Consider the following 20,486-nt stretch of genomic DNA (forward strand, 5'->3'; position numbering starts at 1 on the left):
CGCCGTCTCTGCCAAAAAGACCATAAGGCGGTGTGCCGGCCCCGGTGATGTCTTCCGGTCCCCAGCCCTGGTTGGTATAGCCCGGCCCGTTTAGCACAAACTGTACCTTATTGTAGTTGTTCCCTCCGGGCGTATTGCTGATGGTACCGTTGGCAATGTCTATGAAAAAGTTCATCTGACTGCCGCCTAAAGTGCTGATCTGGATGGTCTCTCCGTTCACGATGTCTTTTACTTTCGTGCGAACACCTGCCGTGCCAGCCTTCCAGAGCGAGAGGGTAAGTGAAATCGGTGAAACCGGCTGTACATTTACCGAAACCGTAGCGGTTTTACTGGTACAACCTGACTTGGAAGCCGTAACGGTGTAAGTATAGGTGCCCGGAGCCGGCGCAGTAATGGTTTTAGAACTGCCAGTGCCACTGGCGTTGGTTCCGCTCCAGGTATAGGTCACATCGCTACAGCCCGTACCGCTGCACCCTGCGTTCAGGGTAAATGAAGTGCCGGTAACAGGAGTGGTAGTGGAGGCTGATGCCGAGGGGGTAAAATCACAAGCGTTCTGACACTCCTCGGCCGCAAAACAACTGGCCTGTGGGTACCCTACCGCTTCCAGCCAGTGACGGGGCTTGAATATCCCGCCGCTGCCCTGGCTGGTAGTGGCATACAGGGTTGACCCGCAGAAGTGCGCGTAAACCTGCTCGCTCTGAAAAGTGGTTATGTACTGTCCTTCTGTAAAGCTGCAGTTGTTTTGAGGAACGGTTATGCTGACCGTAGCGGTTTTACTGGTGCAACCTGACTTGGAAGCCGTAACGGTGTAAGTATAGCTGCCAGCCGCCGGTGCGGTAATGGTTTTAGAACTTCCGGTACCGCTGACATTGGTCCCGCTCCAGGTGTAGGTTACCCCGCTGCAGTCTGCGCCTGTACACGCTGCTGTCAGTGTAAAGGTGCTCCCGGCGGCCGGGGTGGTGGTAGATGCCGTTACGGTGGGGGTAAACGCGCATGGCGTGGTGGAAGCCAGGGTAAAGTTCACTGTTTTTTCGGAAAGCAGCGTGGTCCCCTGGTAAACTTTTCCGGTCAGCGTATAGTTGCCGGCTGTAGGGGCTCCGCCGCCGTCTCTGCCAAAAAGACCATAAGGCGGTGTGCCGGCCCCGGTGATGTCTTCCGGTCCCCAGCCCTCCTGGTCATAGCCCGGTCCGTTCAAGCGCAGCAGCACTTTATTGTAGTTGTTCCCTCCGGGCGTATTGCTGATGGTACCATTGGCAATGTCAATGAAATAGTTCATCTGACTGCCGCTCAAAGAGCTGATCTGGATGGTCTCTCCGTCCACAATGTCTTTTACTTTCGTGCGGACACCTGCTGTGCCGGCTTTCCAGAGCGAGAGGGTAAGCGAAACAGGATTGAGACCGCACCCTGTTGTCTGGACCACGACGATCGCCGAAGAGGCGGCGCTTTGACAAGTTCCCGCGGTTACTACGCACCGGGCAGTATAGCTACCCGCCTGGTTAGTAATATGGGAAGCGCCTGTACCTACCTGTGTATTGTCGCGGTACCAAGTAATGGTTCCCGCCGAACAGGCCGTACAGTTGAGCGTAACCGTTTGGTTGGAAGCGGCGCAAACCGTAGAGCCTTCTTTGGTGATGGTAGGCGTCGAAGGCGTAGTGCAGGTCACGCAATTGGGCTGTATGCCTGTATAGTTGGAGGCCCCTATGGTCGTGCCTGACTGGCCGGTCTCCCAACGGGTATTGACATCACCGTCGTATGCGTTCTGGTAATTGCCCACTCCAAAAGTGGTACCGCTCAATTTGGTGGTGCCGGAGTAAAACTCGATCTCGCTGAGCTCGCCCCATCCGGTTGGACCGGCTGCAAACCGCACATAACTGTAAACGGTAGTGTTAGCGAAAGTAAATTCCTGCCAGCTGCCGGTCCCGTTGACGTTGATGGTATAAAGATCGGTCCAGGTGGAATTGTTGTTAGACCCCTGGATTTTGGCGCCCACCAGCCGTTCCATTACACTCTCGCCCGGTAGCCGGAAAACGAGTCGTACCTTGTTGACTGCACAAGCGGGAGTCACTCCGCAGCCTGTCGTTTCTTCTACGACAATTGCCGTAGAAGCCGCACTTTGGCAAGTCCCTGCGGTTACCACGCACCGGGCCGTGTAGCTCCCCGCCTGGGTGGCGTTATGAGAGGCCCCGGTACCCACCTGCGTATTGTCGCGGTACCAGGTAATGGTGCCGGCAGAGCAGGCCGTACAGCTGAGAGTCACAGTTTCATCGGTAGCGACGCAAACCGTAGAGCCGCTTTTAGTGATGACAGGTGCCGGCGGCGTGGTGCAGCTCGGTGGAATTAATTCAGGTTCGACGGCTTGTATAAAACTTGCAGAAGTGTTAACAGACGTTCCGGTTGAAATACCATTTGCATAGTGATAAGAAAAACTTTTGATCAGATTACCGTTTGAAGCGTTTTCACGGATGTCGAGCAACCGGCCGAAACCATCGTAGTTGTACCAGGTCTGCTTGCCGGAGGGCTCGGTGACCGACTTGAGGCCGACGAGGGGAAAGTAATCATAACTGGTCGTATGCGTATTGGGTGCCTCGCCTAAAGTAACTGATTTGATCAGGTCGGTTTTACCAACATCACTGATCCCGTAATAATCATAGGTCTTAAGAACTTTTGACCTGTCGCGGTAGGTCTTTAGGTTCCCCCGGCTGTCATAGCTAAGGAACTCGCTGTCTACGGTCAAATTGGGCGCAGACAGAAGTTTGCTTTCGATTTTTAGCGGAAGATACCGGCCGCCGGTCAATTGATAGGTGTATTTTTTAAATTCAACTGGTGAGCTATTCCTTACATTGTTTTGGACCGATTTGATTTTCGTTTCCACTTCAAGCGGATAGCCAATCATGTTGCTGGCTGTCATACCCTGACTTACGGGGTCGGTAAAATCATTGGGATACTTGTAGGAAACCGATCGCTCACGATCAAAGAAATCTCCCTGCCCGGAAATAGTTACTTTGTTGGGGCTGGTCCGGCTGTCGGTGGTAAGTTTTTCTAAAACCTGGCCGTTCGATTTGTATCTGATGGTATTGGTCGTCAGCTGATACCGGGATGCGTCTGCGGCATCATACAAATACTCTTTGATCTCTGTTGGAAGGTAATTATAAGTGTAAATCGAATATGCAGATCCCTCGTAGTATTCATCGCCCATTTCGCACCACCTTTTCAAAGAAACATTCATCGCACGGGCAACCGATGTGCCAACCTGACTATGGGTGTAGACTGTTTTGGAAACCGGGTGCCCTCCCAGCCGGTAAGTGCTGATTTCAGTTGGCTTTCCCCTCATAAGTGCCCGGCTGTTGTAGCGAGTGTACACGGTTGTATCCAAAGTTAAATGCCCATCCGGTTTCAGATCAAGGAACCCATTGTCAAAATTGGTAAACTTATGGTGGGTCCAACCACCCTGTGAATCCCTTTCTATCACTTCGGAGTAGCCCAGATGAGAACCCATGCTGTTTTCGGAAGCAGGCAGGACTGATTGCGTGGAAAACACGCGTTGAGAAAAATCGAGATTATTTACGATCAGCGGTTTATAAATCGCCCAATAGTACTGAGCCCGTCCTCCCAGTACACCGCTTGACAGTCCGGATACGTTTCCTGTCGTTGCATTGAAGCCCTTGACATAATAAAACGTTTTCACAACCGGAGGTGCGGACGAATTGGGGTCGTAACTCTTAATTTGCCTGATCCGCAGGCCGCCGGCTACTTTGCTGGCAGAATAAGACTCAAGGCCGGCCCACCGACTTTGCTTCACTTCAGCCGCATACGAATGCGGCTCGAAAGTATACTCTGAGTAACCGCCGGTGGGGTAAATGACCTTTTTTAAAACCCCACTCAGGTAAATTGTGCTGTCGTTGGTAGGGGCCCTGTATGTGTCCCCATAAGTGGCGAAGTTAGAAAAATCAGTCGTCCGGTTGATTATTTTGTTATTGTTAAAGCCCCAATGATCAGTGTGTGATTTTAAGTAGGGAGGGAGAGGAGTAGTTTGAGGAGTGTAAGAGAACTGGTATCCGGGTAATCTTTCAACGCCATTGGAGTTTTTCTCCTGCACTTTTAGCAACATCAAACGCTGGGTTGGTGAATTATTGTACTCAAATACCAATCCTTTCGTGCGTTTCTGTCCGTCAGATGTCTTTACTGTTATACTGTCGAGCTTCCACCACTTCATATTATCTAAAACTGCTGAAAGCGGTATATCGAGATCAGGATCCAGGGTGGGGAAAGTGGCGGGGAGAGGGTGAGGCAACACCAGCCAAGTAAGGGCCTTATAGTCATTTCGAGTTATAAATTGATTCTGGAGCTTCGCGTACCTGTCTTCAGGTACTACAGGGCCACCTGTGCCGGGGCGCCTCAGGTATTCTAACACCAAACCTTCGTCATACTTCAACTCAACGGTTTCGGACCAATCAAAAGCAATCTCAAAGTTATCGCTTTTAATGCGGGACAAGTATAAGGGGGAGATTAGTTGCCCATTGATGGGGGGAGTAAGAAAAGGTGTATAAAATTTACTGCAGCTATAATCCTGAAAGATATTGCCCTGAAGGCTGTACTGCTTATTATATACAGAAAAGCTGAGTTGGCCTACGGGGTTGCCGCGGACATACGTGTACAGTATCTCTCGCCCTTCAGAGGTGACGATCCGTTTGAGGTTCCATGCCGTGCATGTCCAGGTGTCCATTCCTTGATCAAAAAAATTGATGCTATACTCTACATAGTCAGTATTATCCCCGAAATAATATTTGTTACCAAGTTCGTCAGTAATTATAAAGCCCGGAGCGTGCCCCCGATATTTCCAGGGTTCATGTGTCGCCCAATTGCTGCCAAAATTAGCCATTGGGAATGGGGGATATACTTGAGAACCTCCATTATAGGTAACTGTTACGGGGCGGTCGCATAAAACGGTAAAAGTTCCTTCCGGTGTAAGATAAAATTTTCCAGATAGGCCAGGTGCCTGAAAAATATATTCATCCGCTTCAGAATCCACCTTTGGCTGCAGTGCCACATTTTTCATTGTCGCTGTGGTATTCCAATCAGCACCATTGAGTAATAGCCGAATCAAGGAATGGTCGTAGCCCGTCACAAAAAAATCATCCACGTCATCCGGACCGGCTCCCCTGATGATCCGCTGCACGGCTCCCCCTGCTGAAAGAGAAAAATTGAGTCCGAGCGGGCCTGGATGCTGATCGGGTTTGACTCCAGTAGCATCGTAATTCAGGGTAATAGGATAAGAAAATTTCCCACTTTCGAGCTTTAGAAGATCAAAGGAGATATCAGGTTTCCCAGTAAAAAGAGACACTGGAACTTCTCCGAATCTACCCAAAGAAGCTGCGCCGGGACTTTGGAGTGATTTAGGCGGAGCTGGGAATTGTGCTTTAGCCAAAGTTGCTATACTCAAAAGAAAAACGGGCATTAATCTCCGAAGAGTAGCTAACAGATCGGGTATTTTAAAAAATGTTTGCATAAACAATTTGCATGTAATTTCGTGTCTTATAGTTCAGCGCCTGATCGAAAGTGTTAAACTGTCTGTATGTGCAGAGACGGTTAGCCAAAATGTGTGGCTTGATGTGACCCGATTATTGCGCTCAATTTTTTTGTAAAATCACAGACCGGGTTTCTTTATTTTCGACCCAGGTTGCGATCAGGATATAGCTTCCTGACGGCCATTTGCTTACATCAAATGACGTGGAAAGCTGTTCGGAGGCTGAGGGAATTTGCCTTTGAAATAATTGCCTGCCGTTTGTGTCGATCACTTTGACCTCAACGGCAGACCCTTCGGATCTTAACTTGATATTAACCCAGTCACTGGCCGGGTTGGGATAGGCGAATAGCTGCTGTACTTTATTGCCGGCCTGCGTATCCCATTCGAGTGTTTGCGCCAGTCCGAAATTCCAGGACCGCGGCGTTTCGGGAGTAAATCTCTCCGTTTTCGCGTCGATTACGGCAATTCCGTCGTGTTGTACGGCGACATTACCGGCGTCAGGCGACCATGCCCTGGCCCTGGTGGGGATTTTCATCCCCAGGCTTCCGGTAGGTACCTTTACCTGGTATTGGGCCCCTGTCTTTATACCAGCCGGCAGATTATCGTCTTTGAATTGGTACAGACCATCCTGGTCCGACCTCGCTACTGCCAATTTGCTTTCATTTTTCCATAGTTCAACCGGCACGCCTCCCAGTCCTGGCTCTTCGATATCCTGAATACCATCCTGGTTGAGGTCCAGCCATACCCTGCCACTTATCGGGCTGCCCACTTCGCCTGAAATCACCTCGATCCCGCCTATACCGTTGGCTTTTCCGAAAGTACCGGGCTGCGCATTGCTGAAGAAATCCCAACTGCGTGCATTTTGTCCGTTGGTGCGGTAGAAGGCCCGGATCCCTGCGGTATTGAAGGTGGTGTCGGGTTCATGTGCCGAAGAAAGAATTTCGCCTGTCCGGGGCAGAACGGCGACACTCCCATTGGCAGTTTCTTCCCGTATGATTCTTTCGCCCCCTCCTGGCTGTACTTCATAAAAACCGTCGCGAAAAAAGAATTCCCCGCCCGCAGGTCCTTGCAGATTTCCCCGTCCCTTGCTGGTAAATGTTCCGGTACTGCCATCTGCTTCCAGCTTGAAGCGGCGTCCTGAAAAGGAATTTTTGTCTTGTCGGGCAACACGGATGATATCGCCGGCGGTAATCCCGTTGACGGCCATTTTCCCCTCCGGGTCAGGCTGCCCTACGCCTGAAAGGTGCCCGAACCGATCCATGATGCCCAGGATCATGCTCCCGTCCTGATCGAAAGCAATAGAGGACAAAACCGGCTGGGGATGGTGTGCAAATGAAGGGAAATCACTGTTGAGTGCTTTCCGGAAATCATCGGTCCAGGCATTCCATTGCGAGGAGCCCAATCCTGCCATCGCCTCACCGCGCGGATAGTCCAGAGAGCATGTGAAAACAGGTTTGAATTCACGTGTTTTCGGATCAAGCTGATACACGAAAGCCTTGAGATCAGCGGGCTTTCCGGATTTTGCGGCATCGCATACCGTACCTATATATACGAGGCCTTGATAAGCAGTTACGGCAAAGGGCCTGCAATCACCTCCTTTGCAACCGTCGACGGGTACGGGGAACGACTCAATGTCGGCGACGGTGGGGCGGGCGCTGGTGTCTGCCGGGATGTTGATACCGTAGAGCGTCTTGTTGTGAAGGTTCATCAAGTAAAGACGGTTGTCAGCGCCGATGGCCATGCCGCCGAGGCTAATCCTGCCCACATCGTTTATCAGAAGCGAATCGCGACTTTTGGATAGCTCATTCCCGGACAGCCCCCCATGCCGGTCGGCTCCGGTAGGAATGCCAAGAGCTTGTAAGTCAAGGTAAGGATATGTTTTGCCGCTTTGCCAATCGGTCCGGTAAATGCCACCGGTACCCAATATACCGTATCCTACATGCCGCTTTGAAAAGGCAGACGAAAACAGCTGCCTGCCCCTTTTGTCATATGCTACGCCCCAAAGCGCTCCTGTAAGCCCGGATGTTGCCAGTTTTTTGGCAGGCAAGGCTGCATTTCCGGTTAAGGACACCGCTACCAATGAATAAGTACTGTCATTGCCTTTTCCCTGGATGTAAACCGGAGCCGCTGCATACACTGTATCAGATTCAGCTGTTGTGGCAGTCCAATCCAGGTTTGAACGCGGGCTTTGCAGATAACGTACCGAATACGTAGATGAAGAAAAATCTTGGTGACTGAATACAACACGGACCCTTTTTCCTGCTGGAATATCCAGATAATATTGTCCGTTCTCATCTGAAACGGCCTGAGCCAGCAGCGCTTCCGGTTCGGATCCGTTGTTGCCGTATGCGCTTACTATTGCACCCGAAAGAGAAACAGATGAAGCGTGGCTATGTCCGCCAATTACTACTTTACCACTTACTTGTGCACTGGCAAATTGAAAACCGGCTTGCGCAAATAATATTACAAAGTACAGTGCGTACTTTTGCCTTACTCTCATAATAGAATAGTATAAATATAGTCAATCCAGAAAGGGGAGGTAATAAAGACAGAATGTCAGGAAGCGACCGGTTTTCGGAGCAACTGCCACATTATTTGATTACCAGAAATTGCAGAGTATTCTTGCGAGAAGCGTGTTACATTCATAACAGACAAGTTAGTATTGGTCGAAAAGAGTTGGGCCAAATGTATTTATTTGTTTTAATAAAAAAAATGATTCACAATAAAAAAAGACAAGAAAATAGAAAATTAGTAAACAAGAAGAATAAAAACGGCATTCAAAAATGACTAAATAAGACTATCGGCGAATATTACTTTCAATATTCGCAGGCCTGTTTCTATTTTCACTCGTACCCTGAAAACTCCAGATGGAAATTTTTTGAGGCATATTTTTTGCGGTCGACTAACCGGCCTGATACATCTCAAAACCTCCATCGTTGAAAAGGAAATCTCCGGTTATTTCCGATCATCAAATCTGTTCACGAGAAATTTGTGAGTCCGATTGGTTACCAGATTGACCGGTCCCCGGCGCATTACTTCCGGTAACACAGCATACGGGTTCACCGGTGCCTGCTCGACGCTTGGCAAACCGATTCTCGAGGGCGATTGAATCAGGCCTGTATCATCAAATTAAAGCTATCGGACCGCCTGGTAGTGATATCCTCCAATTCCGAACGGTCAGTGGTTGGAAGATCTCTACAGCCTCCGACTTAACTAGGATTATCCTACCTTAAGGGTTTTATTCATCCCTCCACTCACGGCCCCCGGCGAAAATCCCGGCGAAAAAACAATTGTGTTTGTTGGAGATTTTTTTTGTTTTTCCTAACTAGCAGGATATGTATTAGTTTTCATATTTGAGAAGGGATAGCCTGAGCTTCTTAACCGTTCATTTTAGGAGAAGAGTACCAGGCGTGCAAGCGAACAGAATCAGCCATGAAGCCAGTCGAGTTTCACTTACCTCAGGACTTTGACAAGTCCTTTATCGTTTTCCGGGAAAAAGGCGATTTCTTCCCTGCTCCGTGGCATTATCACGCGCATTATGAGGTAGTGCTGGTCACCCAGAGCACCGGAAAACGGATGGTGGGCGACAATATCGGGTTCTTTGGCCCGGAAGACCTTGTATTTCTCGGATCAAAGCTCCCGCACTTGTGGCTGAACGATAAAGTGTATCTCGACAGGCAGGCCAACCGCCCCGCCGACGCGATCGTGATTCATTTTACCGACGACTTTCTCGGCAAAGATTTCATGAGCATCCCGGAGATGCAGGATTTTAAAAAGTTCCTGGCACTGTCAGACCGGGGAATGGTGATCAATGGCAATACCCGCAAGGAAGTCAGCGCCCTGATGAAGCAAATGCCGGAAATGAGCGGGTTGGAACGTTTGTCCACGCTCTTCCAGATTTTCAACCTGTTGGCAAAAACGAAGGAAATGGAGTTGCTGGCAAGTCCGCGCTACGTAGCAAACCTCAGCTGCGACGTCTCGAACCGGTTTAAAAACCTGATCAATTTTATTATGCAGAATTTCGACAAGGACATTACCCTTGCCGATGTCGCCGAATACAGCCACATGGGGGTTACCGCGTTCTGCAACTTTTTCAGGGAGCAGTTCCGCTGTACTTTCGTAGAATACCTCACGAGCGTCCGGATCGGTCACGCGTGCAAGCTATTGTCGGAAAGTGACCGGAACGTGGTAGAAATTGCGTTCGAAAGCGGCTTTAATAACCTGGCAAACTTTAACCGGCAGTTCAAGAAGCTGAAAAACATGACACCCAGCGACTACCGCAAGCTCTATCACGGCATCGCCAGGTTGCCCATGCATCATTATGCCTCATAGAAGCCCCGAAATCTTTTGGGAAAGGGCTTCCCTTACTTTACTTTCGCTGACATCGGTGGTGCTGCGATACCGGCAGCGCCAGGTTTCATACCCTCCCAACGCCATCTGGTCTGCAGGCGGTACGTAGCCGATGTTGCCATTGGCCATCGTAATGGTGAAATAACGAACCGATTCAAACTCCGCCTTGAGACACAGGCCGGTTTCCGCGAAAAATTCTCCGCCAAGCGCCCCGACTACAATATTGCCTATTCTCAATGCCTGTACCGGGCAGGATATTGTTTCCGGGAACTGGTTCAGCAGGAGCTGCTCCCGGGCATAAAGCGCCCGGATCTGTTCAGGTGTATCGGGTGCAATCTGCTCGTAATCAGTATTGCTAACCACCTTTTCAGCAGCAAGTAACTGGTCGGCTGTCGGCCGGTCCAGGGTGAGCGCGACGTCTTCGTAAGCGGCGGAAAGCGCCGGGTTTTCTTCCCACTGCACAGTATTCACCACAGCCAGTATCTTATTGGCCAGGTCTTCACCTATTACTTTGCTTTTGGCGAAGTATTCGGTCGGGTAGCGGTCTGGTTCCAGGAAATCCCAGATGTTGACATCGCCGCTGGTGCCATTTGACATCATGGCTACCATTTCGCCGCCCAGGTGTTTTTCCAGGTGTGATGCGAAGACGCCGAAATAGTCGGCTGAAATGGTTCCGTTGGCCCAGTCGCCTACGTAATGCAGGGAGTAGTTGGCCAGAATTGAAATCCATTCCCCGGTGAGGGAGCGTACTGCCAGGAACGAAAGCTCCGTATCGGGTACGGCCACGCGCTGATCGATCCACTGTTCCATCCCGGCCGGGTTGGTCTTAACAACATCCTGCAGGCCGGTTACCGGGTTGGGGTAACCCTTGCCGTCTTTCAGGCGATAACGCCGGCAGACCACGTGTTCGGGGGCGTTTGTGGCGGCATGGCCAATAGTAGCCGGCTGAAGGGCTTCGAGCGCGCTTTTGACAGCGGCCAGTATTTTGTCGGGCAGGGCACGAGTGTAGTCCACGTCGATGCTGCCGAGGTGGACGTCGGCGAGCGAGCCTGCAGCATGCGTGTGCGTGCTGGAAAGCAGGATTTGCTGAAACGGAATTCCGGTGGCTGCCTCAATGAGCTTCCTCGTCTGATCTGCAAATTCCTTTGGAATAATACAGGTGTCAATCACGACGAAAGCGACTGTAGTTTCACCGGAACGCAGTACCAGGGCACGTGCAAACAGGTCGTCGTGGATATAGTTGGCAAAATGCGTAATGAAATCGCCATTGATCCTTGTTCCAAGAGGCGGAGTGATATTTACTTTAGCTGCTCCGGCCAGAAAATTCGCTGTTGTCATATGGGTAAGAGATGTCGGAAATTGGAAGTCGGAAATTGGAAATCGGAAATCGGCCGGGCCGCGTAGGCCGGGCCGCGCAGGTCGGGCCGCGCAGGCCGGTACTTGTGTGCGGCTTATGGCTAATCCCTCATACCTCACACCTCACACCTCACACCTACCCCCAGGCTTTGCGCAAAAAGCGCAGCCAGTTTTTATGAAAAATATTATCGATATCGTCCGGTAAATAGCCACGTTGGGTGAGCAGGGCTTCAAACTTCTGGAGATCGGCGACTGAATCGAGGTCCCAGGGGCTTTGCTCGGTACCAAAAATGCCATCCAGGTCGCTGCCGATGGCGATGTGCCGGCTGTTCCCCGCTATCTGGCAGATATGGTCCCAGTGGTCGATCAGCCTCTCCAGTTTAATGTCCAGTTGCCAGGGATCGGAAACGGCGTCTATAAAACGGATGTCCATTGCCCAGCAATCGAGCATACCGCCTATTACCGCACCTTTTTCGATCAGTATCCGGATCTGGTCGTCGCTAAGCTGGCGCTGGTTGGGAACCAGTTTCCGGACATTATGATGACTCGCCCAAATAGGACCGTTGAAATGTGCGACGGCCTCTGAAAATGCTTCGTCCGTCAGGTGCGTCACGTCCAGGATCAGGTTAAGGTGCTCAATTTCCCGGAGCAGCCGAAAGCCGGCTTCGGAAATTCCGTCGGTTGATTTGGTTCCTCCGGCGTACCTTCCCGGTCCGAAATGCGACATGCCGATGGCGCGCAGCCCATACTCATGCGCACGGTGGAGATAATCAATGTCAACCAGCGAGTCGGCGCCCTCCAGGCTGAGAATATAGCCAACGGGTTTGCTATCATCCGGGATCTCAGCGTTGTTCCAGAGATCGAGGTGGGCTTCCAGTTCTGGCAGGTTACGGATCGCGACCATTTCTCCCAGCCGTTCCATCTCGCGGTACCACGCCAGTTGCGCCTGGGTCATGGCCCAGGCCTGCTGCGGAGAGCTCCAGGCGGAAAGAGCAGGGTTTCCCTTTGGTGAAACCCGCGCCAGTTGCGTGGCAACCACCAGCCCTATCCTTCCTTTGCGTAATTCCGGCAGGCAGACAGTACCTTTGCCCCGGTCGGGACGGTCCTTCATATTGGCCTCACGCGCACGAATCAGGTGAAGCGGCTGCACCAGGTCGCGGTTCCATTCGATGGCATTCATCGACAGATCCAGGTGGCCATCAATGATTAGTTTTTTCATGAGGTTTGAGCGGTGAGTTGTGAGGTTTTAGCTGCTTGCAGCAGATGATGAGATGATGAGATGATGGTGATGATGGACTGATTTCTGATTTCCGATTTCTGATTTCCGATTACCCCCAGTCTCACTCACTCGGGTACTTGCTGATCAGCTCATGAATCTTATAGCTGAAAGATTCCGCTTTCTCTTTCCAGGAAGCGGTTTCTTTTTCCGAATAGCTGAAGAAACCTTCGCCGGCATCCATGCCCAGTTTCTGGTCGGAGAGGAGTGAGGCGGTCTTTTCATCGAGCTCCGTTGCTTTCGAAAGATGGCGGTTAAGGTCTTTCATCACTACACCGTAGGCTGACGTGCCCATCAGGTCCATGTACCGGCCATTGCCGACGAAAGGCAGGTAATAGCCGGCATCATTGCGGCAGTTACGGTCTATGTCTTCGAAAGTGGCATATTCGTTGGCTACCAGGAAAAGTGCTTCGCGGGTGAGGGCGGCCTCCAGGCGGGCCCGGACGCTAAAGCCGCTTCTGGCAATATGCGGGTCTTTGCCCCAATCTTTGCCCAACGCAAGAAGGCGGTCAGTGACTGCAGGATCGGTTTGGGAATCAGCTATAATCTCCAGGAAAAACGTAGTGTGAGCCGGTTCAGTCCAGTTTAAGCCAATTACGCGGGCCGGAGATGAAGCGGAAGGCCTTACTTCCTGCAATTCTGTAGCGTAAAGGTTGACCGCCAGAATTCCGTCTTTTTCAAGATGCTGGTCTGCGTGTTGTACCACTTCCCGTTTTTGGTTGAGGTCATCCGCAGTAATGACAATCGCCAGCGAAAATTTTCTGCTACCAATGCTTTCGTCAAAAAAGAGCGTGCCGGCTTTCACGTTTCCGGGAAGCAGGTCGGCGCTTTTGGAAAGATGGTGGACGATTGTATTCCGAGCCTGCTCAGCCCCGTCGCAAATGACGTAAACGTCGTGACCGGCCCGCAACAGGCAAGCCGCAGTGCTGGACAAAAGCTTTCCCTCGCCAGACAGGAGAATTGGTTGTTTCATGTGTTCTGGATTTGAACCGTGAGGAGCAAGGAGTGAGCCTCTGCCTCACGGCTCGTAGCGGTCCGCTTTGCGTTTATAGGCCGCGGCTTAATATTGTTTCGGCTGCTTTCAGGAAAGCATCCGCGTCTTCATCCGTATGGGCGGCACTGATGTAGCACAGTCCCCGGCCTATGATGCGAACGCCGGCGTCATGTAAAGCGGCTACAAAACGGCCCAACTTGGCTTTGTCATAGCGCAGCGTACCGCGATAGTCATTGGCAGGCGCATCGGCAAAGGCAATATTAAACATCGGGCCGGGCCCCTGGACGATCAGGTTTTGTCCGGTTTCCGCAGCTATTTTTTCGAATCCGGCCATGATTTTTTTCCCGAGACGGAACATCCTTTCATGGGGCTGATCCTGCTCCAGCACTTCTATGGTGGCAAAAGCGGCAGCAACGGTGGGGTTCCCGGAATTCATGGTTCCGGCGTGGATCACTTTGGCTTCTTCAACCAGGTGCATCCAGTCCTTTTTCCCGACGATGGCGCTGATGGGATAACCGCTGGCAAACGCCTTGGCGAAGATGGCCAGGTCGGGGGTGATGCCAAAATAAGTCTGGGCGCCGCCAAGATGCATCCTGAAGCCGGTAATAACTTCGTCAAATATCAGTGCGATGCCGTATTCGGTGCAAATATCCCGAAGCCCCTGGAGGAAGCCTTCGTTCGGTACGATACAACCGTTGTTGCACATGATCGGCTCGGTGATAATAGCCGCCAGCTCATGGTGGTGTTGGGCTACTGTTTGCCTGACCAGTTCGAGGTCATTCCAGGGTAAAATGACAAATTCATCGCGTGTGCCGGCCGATATTCCCTGAGACCAGGGGAAGACCTGCGGCGCTTCGCGGGAACCCAATGCCTCCTCGGACGGCGTGGAAATGCCCCAGGCCACGTTGTCGAGCCAGCCGTGATAATGTCCTTCAAACCGGAGGAATTTTGATTTGCCGGTTTTGGCACGGGCAATCCGGAAGGCGGTTTGTACGGCTTCCGAACCGTCGAGGCAGAAGCGCATCAATTCCGCTGAGGGGATATGCTTGTTTAGTTTTTCCGCCAGCTCGATTTCACGGATATGCTGTCCGGCATATAGCTGGCCTTCCTCGGAGTAAGCCCGCACCGACTCCAGTACGTGCGGGTGTGAATGCCCGAGGATGAGCGGGCCCTGGCTGAGCGTGAAGTCGAGGTATTCGTTGCCGTCAACATCGGTAATCCTGCTTCCTTTTCCGCCCGAATAAAAAATGGCATGCGGGTGGTTGTATTTTCTGAATTCCGAGGCTACTCCGCCGGCAAGTACTTTTTTGCTTCGGGCCAGCAGCTCTGCTGATTTTTGATATCGGTTGTTTTGCATAAGAACAGGTATCCGTTTGCAGCGGATGATTATAATGAAATGGGATTCAATTATTTAGGGGTTTGAAACGTGAGCATTGACGCCTGCCTGCAGCTAATCCCTCACGCCTCAAAACTCACCTCTCACACCTATTAAACTGTTCGCAGCCGCGGTTTACTCATTGGGCCGCCAGTTTTTGATTTGATAGCCTTTAATTGCGTAAAACAACAGGAATGCGTAACACGGTACCAGTACCAGGGCTGCCATCTGCGGGTTGGCGGGGTAGATGTCAATCATGCGCCCGAACATCAGGGGGAAAAGCCCACCGCCGACCACGGACATTAACAAAAGAGCCGCACCGATTTTGGTAAAACGCCCCAGTTCTCTCACCGCGAGTCCCCAGATGGTGCCCCACAGCAGTGCCGCTCCGAAGCCCATGGCGATCATGAAGCCGATGGAGGTGAGACCTTCTGTGCTGTAAGCGCCGAACGAAAATAGTAAGCCCAAAATAGAGACATACCTGAGCGCAGCTTGCTGTGAGATATACTTCGGAATCACAATGGTGCTCGTGATATACCCGCCCAACATGGCGTATAGGGTATATTCGGTGAAATGGCGGGCTTCCTGCAAGGGGATACCCATAGCTTTGCTGTACAGAATAATACAGTCGATAGGAATCACTTCACATCCGCCGGCCATGAAGAGCGCAAGCACCCCCAAAACGAGGTAGGGGTACTGGAAAACTGAAGTCTTCTTCTGCTGGTTCGGGGAGGTTTCGGGCGCCCCCGACTCCTGTACTTCGGGAAGCCTGGAAAATCCGATCAGAACGGCAAGCAAAAGCAGGATGACCGTAATGACGAGATAAGGGTTGACTACTTTAAGCACATATTCGTCGAGAATGGCGGCCCGTTCCACTGCATTGGCTTTTGCTACGGAAGCGACAATGCTGTCGGCGCTGAGCAGGAATATGGTTCCGAGAATCTGCTGGCTCAGAATCCCGGCGGTTTTGTTGGCTACTCCCATGATCCCCACACGCTGGGCGGTACTTTCTATGGGGCCGATAATGGCCACATAGGGATTGGCCGCGGTTTGGAGCAGGGCCAGGCCGGTCCCGGTAATGAAAAGCCCTGTGAGGAAGAGCCCGTAGGTGCGGGTATAGGCAGCGGGCAGGAATACGGCTGTGCCGAGGGCCATGACGATGAGGCCGATCACCATTCCCTTTTTGTAACCCGTTGTTTTAAGGATGTAGGCCGACGGGATGGCCATTACGAAATAAGCAATATAAGAGGCGAACGCTACCCAAAGCGACTGGAAATTGGTCAGTTCCAGGCAAATCTGGAAATAGGGGATCAGTACGCCGTTTACCCAGGTGATGAAACCGAAGACGAAAAAAAGGATGGCGATAATCCCGAGGGCGTAGTAGTTGGACTTATTGGTGGGCATCGGTTTCGTGGTTTAGGGCGGTGATCGCAGGATACTGTGCGGCCAGGTCATAGATGTCTTCGTTGAAAGCTGCAAAACTGTCTGCCCATTGGTCGGCCTCGGCGGGAGAATATTGATATAAGCCGCTCCCTGTCAAAATCCCCCTGCCACCGTTTTCTACTATTTTTTCCATGGTTTCCGGAACACTTTCGGTGTTGGAGAGCTTTTTAAACAGGAGGTTCATCTGCCCGAGATCTTCAAGCCCCAGATAGTCCCAACGCCGGAAGATCCCCATGAGCGTCATCCATGACCCGGCGTCGTAACGAAAGCATTTGTCGATATCGGTGAGGCTGATATGCCCTGCTTCCACAAGCGCAAATACTTCCCTGAAGACCGCATACATCAGCCTGTTGGTGATAAACCCGGGAATGTCTTTTCGGAGAATAGTAGGTTCTTTCCGCCAGCCTACTGCCATGTCCGAAATTTTCCGGGCATTGGCCAGCGTCGTTTTCTCGCCGCAGATAATCTCCAGGAAACGGGTAAGATAGGCGGGCTCTGCCCAGTGAATGCCGACAAAACGTTCGGGGTGCGAGACCATTTCCTGGAGTGTACTGATGGGAATGGCCGAAGTGTTGGTTCCGATAATGGTGTCGGGGCTGACCACGGCATCTATTTTGCCGAGTACCGACTGTTTGACTGGAATTTTTTCAATTACACATTCAATGACCAGCGCGCAGTCGCTCAACGCCTGGTAATCTTCCGTGATAAGGAGATTGCCGAGGGCTTTTTCGAGCGGAACTGCTACAAGCCCGAGACCGTCGCAATGACGAAGGGTTTGGGAAATACGCTCTTCTGCTTTTTCAACGTCCTGCGGCGTGGGTGCAATAGCCTTCACGGGATGTCCCGCCGCTAGCATATTGACCACGATGCTTCTTCCCATCAGGCCCAGCCCGACGATACCGACGGAAGTCTTGCTTGCTTTCAAGAAAGTTGCGGATCAGAGTTTTACAATACAGTCGATTTCCACTTTTATGCCTTCCGCGAGTACCGATTGCACGGTGGTGCGGGCAGGCTTATGGGTAGGGAAATAACTGGCGTACACTTTGTTGTAACGGTCAAAGTCTGCAATATCGGAAAGGTGGGCAGTACACTTTACGGCATTGGCCAGGGAGCCGCCTGCGGCTTCTACTATGGCTTTGATGTTGTCAAGTGTCCGCGCGGTTTCTTCTTCTATGGTGCCCAGGATAAAAGCCGAGGTTTTGAAATCAACCGAAGCCTGGCCGCTGACGAACAGGAAGCCGTTGGCAATGACGCCGTCTGAATAAGCGCCGGTTGCAAATGTTGATTCGCGGTCGGGGTGGGTAATGGTCTGCATGATATAAATAGAATTTATTGTTTAGAGCGAAGTAACGACAAAGTTAGGCCGATTGGGCATATGTAAACTCCTACTATTGTTTGGGTTTATAATACTATCTTTTCGGGGGGGGGAGGTTTGGGGAGTGAGGTTTGAGGGGTGAGGGGTGCCGTCGCTATTTTATGACGAACCCTCGGGGAAGAAGATGAGACATTTGGGAGTCCAGGTTCCCTACATTGCAGATGGGCTTTGTGTTTGGAGCCGGCTCTTGAGTGTTATTGGTAACTTTTGATGGCTTTCAAGACCTACTTGGGCTATCATGCCCGTTTGTGAGGTTTTTGCAGTACTTTCTAGTAATCAGTTAAATAGGCTGGTCGGTGCCAAGTTAGCGGTCCGGTTTAAATAGAGTATTTTAGACTGAGCATTGCGGCCTCTGATTGTGCTTGTTAGGCGTTAAAAATTAGGTACTAAGTGGTTTTCAAACAATGTTTGTCGACAAGATGTTCTTATTTTCTTAGGGTATCGTGTACAACTATCGGTGAAATTATACAATTTTTCCACTTAAAGCATTTAGTAGATTGTCGCGATATTTATTTCCGATGTTATAAGAGTTATTATTGATAAGCTTAAGTTGATTCCCCTCAAGAGAGGCAATTGCGCGGACTGCAATCAATACAGATCTGCTTATCCTTATAAAGCCCTTTGTTGACAGACGTTCTTCCATTTCTGTTAGGGTGATATGAATAGTTAGCCTTCGATCTGTATTTTGTATTTGTACGTAGTCTCCAAACGCTGTGATTGATTGTAAATCATTTAGCTCCACCCGTAGTATTTTTTTGTCAATTCTAACGAGTAAGAAATCTTCTTCCGGTAGAAGTACATTTGAAAATAGGTTTGGCTGAAATTTTTCCTTCACCCTGTTGACTGCGCGAACGAATCGATCGAAAGTGTAAGGTTTGGCCAGGAAATCAGTTACATTTAGGTCGAAGCTTTCTACCGCATATTCTAGATGTGCGGTAGTTAATACTATTGCAGGGGTCTCTCTATGCAGAGATCTGATCAATTGAAGGCCACTAAAATCAGGCATCTCTATGTCTAGAAAGATGACGTCAGGTTTCAAATTGTTAATCATGGCAAGCGCATCTGTGGAATTTTCGCATGATGCGACTAATTTAATATCGAAAACTTTCTCAATATAATCGCTTAAAAGCGAGAGGGCATAGGGTTCGTCGTCAACAATCAAGCAGGTTAGTATTTTATTAGTCACGATAAAACTGTAGAAATATTGAGAAATATTTATGACTACTTTTAGGAAAAAGCAAAATTTATCCCTCCGAATTAGTGAAGCTAATTCTATTCTTGTAGTCGGAGAAAATGGAGAAGTAGTTAATCGCGTGGAAGTGATTAAATGAGAATGTGTATTTTGTAGTTACAGACCTATGATGTTCTGTCAAGCTCAGATCTTTAGCAGTTGTGTAATATTAATCTACTTAAATCTGGTCGCCAACCTATTCAGCCAAGATCAATGGTTAAGACTGATATATATCTATTTTCGCCTATTTGAAGTGTTAGGGTGTGCTTTTTGGAGTAAAATAACTCCAATCTATTTTTGAGATTTTTTAAACCAATTCCGCCTATAATGTTTCCTTTTAATAAAATATTTTGTATAGGTGTGCTGTTTAGTACTATTAATATTAATCGCTTGCTCTTTACTTTTATTTTAACGAAAATAGAAGACATTTCGTGAGACTTATTGATACCATGCTTAAATGCATTTTCAACCAGTTCGAGTAACATTAGTGGTGGAATTCCTATATTGCTTACTTCTCCAATTTGTATGAATTCTATTCGAACCCGCCTTGGGTTATGCCTGACGCGTTCTAAGCCAATATAATTACTTAGGAAATTTATTTCTTTTTTTAGTGATACTTTTTCGTTGATTGATTCATAAATTGAGTAACGAATTAGTTCTGAAAATTTCATAACATATGAAGCGACATCTTTATCTATTTTCTGAACCATTGAATAAATATTATTCAGTGAGTTGAAAACAAAGTGAGGGGGAATTTGTTGTTTTAAAAGATCGAGCTTTAATTTTCTATTTTCTTCGTTGAGTGTAATAATTGTATTCATCATAGTTTAGTATCGTAAGAGGTTATAGCCATTGATTGTTCAAACGAAATTGAGAGTTTTCTTTTTCCGGTTCAATTTGTTTGAGAAATTTGTAACAGATGTAGGTTTATGGAATACGATAGTGTTGTGCTTGTTTCAAATTGTTGATTTAGTTGAAGGGAATAAGTTAATTAAAGTGTTAGTTAACACGAGCGAATTATCGCCTGGCTTCTTATGCTGATCTCAGAAACTCTAGGGTTGCTTAATTATTGGACTGGAACCACATAGGGTAGCAATTTTATAATAAATATTAGTATTGTCAAATTTAACAAGAAATTAATTGGAGCAAGAGACTTTTTCTTGCCAATATCCAAAAGCCAGACCTCAGGAACTGTGGTCCCTTTTTTGTCATTTTGAATAATTCAATGTACTTTGAGGCTTGCCCGTTAAAAAGTAGGAGATTGGGGCTAACTATCTAGTGATTAGATGGTTGTTTGGGAGCCGTATGAGAAATGTAACGTTCTTTGTAATTATCCGTAACGGTCTGCGCGTCTCAATGATAATTGTTGATGAAAGGCAGATACTTTGGGTCTATTTGTTGTCAACAGGAGCCGCTCCGGCTCTTAGATGAGCGTGATGCAAGTAACGACGTCCAACAGGACTCTACCCCTACTGAAAATTGCCTCTTATATCGTTTTGGGCGCACATATTTTAAGGTTGATGACTTTTATTGGTGTGGACTGTAGATCGGCATAATCCAAT

The 20,486-nt window shown here is 49.5% G+C and carries 12 protein-coding genes; 1 reads left to right on the plus strand and 11 read right to left on the minus strand.

All coding sequences use genetic code 11. The features are described 5' to 3' along the window. The coding region (locus tag ABD852_RS03950) for a galactose-binding domain-containing protein (protein WP_345026719.1) at positions 1 to 4,492 on the minus strand (4,492 nt) is incomplete at its 3' end. Positions 4,493 to 5,627: 1,135 nt separating this feature from the next. After that, the gene (locus tag ABD852_RS03955; RefSeq protein ID WP_345026720.1) at positions 5,628 to 8,024 is read right to left on the minus strand and encodes an SdrD B-like domain-containing protein; all 2,397 of its coding nucleotides are present in this window, start codon (positions 8,022 to 8,024) and stop codon (positions 5,628 to 5,630) included. Positions 8,025 to 8,956: 932 nt separating this feature from the next. On the opposite strand from ABD852_RS03955, the gene ABD852_RS03960 reads away from it, so the two are divergent. Further along, complete coding sequence (locus tag ABD852_RS03960; protein ID WP_345026721.1) at positions 8,957 to 9,856, plus strand: AraC family transcriptional regulator; 900 nt, start codon at positions 8,957 to 8,959, stop codon at positions 9,854 to 9,856. Here the strand turns inward: ABD852_RS03960 and ABD852_RS03965 are convergent. The 9 genes from ABD852_RS03965 to ABD852_RS04005 form a co-directional block, all read right to left on the minus strand. Next, positions 9,851 to 11,212: a hypothetical protein gene (locus ABD852_RS03965; protein WP_345026722.1), complete on the minus strand. Its 1,362-nt coding sequence runs from the start codon at positions 11,210 to 11,212 to the stop codon at positions 9,851 to 9,853. The two genes, ABD852_RS03960 and ABD852_RS03965, sit on opposite strands and share 6 nt — an antisense overlap. Positions 11,213 to 11,366: 154 nt before the next feature. Beyond that, complete coding sequence (locus tag ABD852_RS03970) at positions 11,367 to 12,449, minus strand: dipeptidase (protein WP_345026723.1); 1,083 nt, start codon at positions 12,447 to 12,449, stop codon at positions 11,367 to 11,369. 121 nt (positions 12,450 to 12,570) lie between these two features. Beyond that, positions 12,571 to 13,479, minus strand: coding sequence for a 3-hydroxyacyl-CoA dehydrogenase NAD-binding domain-containing protein (locus ABD852_RS03975; RefSeq protein ID WP_345026724.1), 909 nt, complete (start codon positions 13,477 to 13,479; stop codon positions 12,571 to 12,573). Positions 13,480 to 13,552: 73 nt separating this feature from the next. Beyond that, positions 13,553 to 14,857: an aspartate aminotransferase family protein gene (locus ABD852_RS03980; protein ID WP_345026725.1), complete on the minus strand. Its 1,305-nt coding sequence runs from the start codon at positions 14,855 to 14,857 to the stop codon at positions 13,553 to 13,555. Positions 14,858 to 15,010: 153 nt separating this feature from the next. Next, positions 15,011 to 16,279, minus strand: coding sequence for a glucose/galactose MFS transporter (gene gluP, locus ABD852_RS03985; RefSeq protein WP_345026726.1), 1,269 nt, complete (start codon positions 16,277 to 16,279; stop codon positions 15,011 to 15,013). Then, positions 16,266 to 17,243, minus strand: a complete 978-nt coding sequence (locus ABD852_RS03990) for a 3-hydroxyacyl-CoA dehydrogenase family protein (protein WP_345026727.1) — start codon at positions 17,241 to 17,243, stop codon at positions 16,266 to 16,268. The genes gluP and ABD852_RS03990 overlap by 14 nt, the downstream gene beginning before the upstream one ends. 12 nt (positions 17,244 to 17,255) lie before the next feature. Beyond that, positions 17,256 to 17,633, minus strand: a complete 378-nt coding sequence (locus ABD852_RS03995; RefSeq protein WP_345026728.1) for a RidA family protein — start codon at positions 17,631 to 17,633, stop codon at positions 17,256 to 17,258. A gap of 523 nt (positions 17,634 to 18,156) precedes the next feature. Beyond that, the gene (locus ABD852_RS04000; RefSeq protein WP_345026729.1) at positions 18,157 to 18,855 is read right to left on the minus strand and encodes a LytR/AlgR family response regulator transcription factor; all 699 of its coding nucleotides are present in this window, start codon (positions 18,853 to 18,855) and stop codon (positions 18,157 to 18,159) included. Positions 18,856 to 19,124: 269 nt separating this feature from the next. Next, positions 19,125 to 19,748: a sensor histidine kinase gene (locus ABD852_RS04005; protein ID WP_345026730.1), complete on the minus strand. Its 624-nt coding sequence runs from the start codon at positions 19,746 to 19,748 to the stop codon at positions 19,125 to 19,127. Positions 19,749 to 20,486 lie beyond the last annotated feature (738 nt).

This window comes from Ravibacter arvi (assembly GCF_039540405.1).
GTDB lineage: Bacteria > Bacteroidota > Bacteroidia > Cytophagales > Spirosomataceae > Ravibacter > Ravibacter arvi.